General features: G+C 70.9%; 1 protein-coding gene and 1 pseudogene. Both read left to right on the forward strand.

Annotated elements, in window-relative coordinates; translation table 11 throughout:
* Positions 1 to 367: pseudogene (locus BKH20_RS14470) on the forward strand (MATE family efflux transporter); the annotation flags it as partial.
* Positions 368 to 567: 200 nt separating this feature from the next.
* A complete protein-coding gene (locus tag BKH20_RS01320; protein ID WP_256692970.1) occupies positions 568 to 1,560 on the forward strand; it encodes a hypothetical protein in 993 nt (330 codons plus the stop codon).
* The last annotated feature ends 36 nt before the right edge of the window (positions 1,561 to 1,596 follow it).

Consider the following 1,596-nt stretch of genomic DNA (forward strand, 5'->3'; position numbering starts at 1 on the left):
CGGGACGCTCATGGCGGCGGGCGCGGCCTGGCTGCCCCGCGCCTTCACCTCCGACGCGGGCGTCATCGCGGCCGCGACCCCGACGCTCCTGGTCGCGGCGAGCGCGCAACCACTCGCCGGAGTCGTCTTCCTGCTCGACGGCGTGCTCATGGGCGCCGGCGACGGCCGCTACCTGGCCCGGGCGGGCCTGGTGACGCTGGTGCCCTATGTGCCGCTCGCGCTGCTCATCGGGGGCGGCGTGCTGCCGGGGGCCGATGGGGCGAGGTCGGGCCTGGTGCTGCTGTGGATCGCCTTCGCCTGGGTCTTCATGGCCGCCCGCGGCGCCACCACCTACCTGCGTTCGCGCGGCACCGCCTGGCGCCACTGATCGCCGGTTCCCGACCGCGCGTTCGTACCTTATGCCTCGCGTTCGGGGGTTCAGGGTACGAACGCGAGACCTACCCTACGAACCGGACAGCCTGCACGACGCCGTCACCCAGTGGCCACAGTGCCGTTGCGCCCTGCTGCATCCACAGGGCCCCGATGCTGCGGTGGCCACCTCATCCGCCCGCCCGTCACGCTTGCCGCATGGAGCCCTATCCCGAACCGCCTCAGCTTCCACCCGTTGTCGCGTCCGCCGGCCCACCGGCCGCCATGCGCAACCCCGTCAGGCTCCTTCGTGGTGTCTATGGGGATGTCGGCGCGCAGGACCTGCCCCGTTGGGAGGCCGGCGAGCGCCTCAGTCTGGCTCGCTGCGCGGCCGCCTGCCTTCAGGTCAAGTCCGCACGCTGCTTGAGCCACGAGTCCGCGGCCCTCGTTCACGGTCTGTGGCTGCGGGAGCGTGAGCCGGATGTCAGCGTCGTCGTCCCCTCTCGGCCACGCCATCCCCACCAGGAGCTTCCCCTCCCGCCGGGCGCGCAGCGTCCTGTGTACCTGCGCCGACGACGCCTGAGCATGCCGCAGAAGGACATCACCACCGTCTCGGGCCTACCGGTGAGCACCTTGGGGCGGACCGCGGTCGACTGCGCCTTCGACCTTCCCGCCCATGACTCGGTCTGCGTGGTCGAGTCGGCGCTTCGCGCTATCGCTCGTCCGTCACGATACCAGTACGCGCAGTCGAGCCGTCGGGTTGAGGCCGCGCGGCATCAGATCCAGGCCGCCGTCACGGCGCAGGGCCGACGTGCTGGGGCACGGCGCGCACGCGCCGTCGTCGCCATGGCCTCGGCCTTCACCGAATCGCCGGGTGAGTCGCTGCTGCACTGGTTCGTGCGCGCCCTGGGCCTGCCGGCTCCGCGCATTCAGATGGCGATCAAGAATGCTTCCCGCCTCTACTTCCCCGACGAGGCCTGGCCGGAGTACCGGGTGCTGGCGGAGTTCGACGGGCGGATCAAGTACAAGGCCCCTGAGAGCCTGTGGCAGGAGAAGCAGCGCCAGGACGCCCTCACTCACATGGGCTGGCGCATCGAGCGCTTCATCTGGGCGGACTTCAAGCACCTCGACGTCCTGCGCGCCCGGATCCTGGCTCTCTTCCCCGCCACCGTCGTCCGCAGTGCGCGCCCTGTGGCAGACCTGTGGACATGATCGCCGACGCCGACCACGCGTTCGTACCTTATGCCT

The organism is Actinomyces oris (genome assembly GCF_001937445.1).
Lineage (GTDB): Bacteria > Actinomycetota > Actinomycetes > Actinomycetales > Actinomycetaceae > Actinomyces > Actinomyces acetigenes.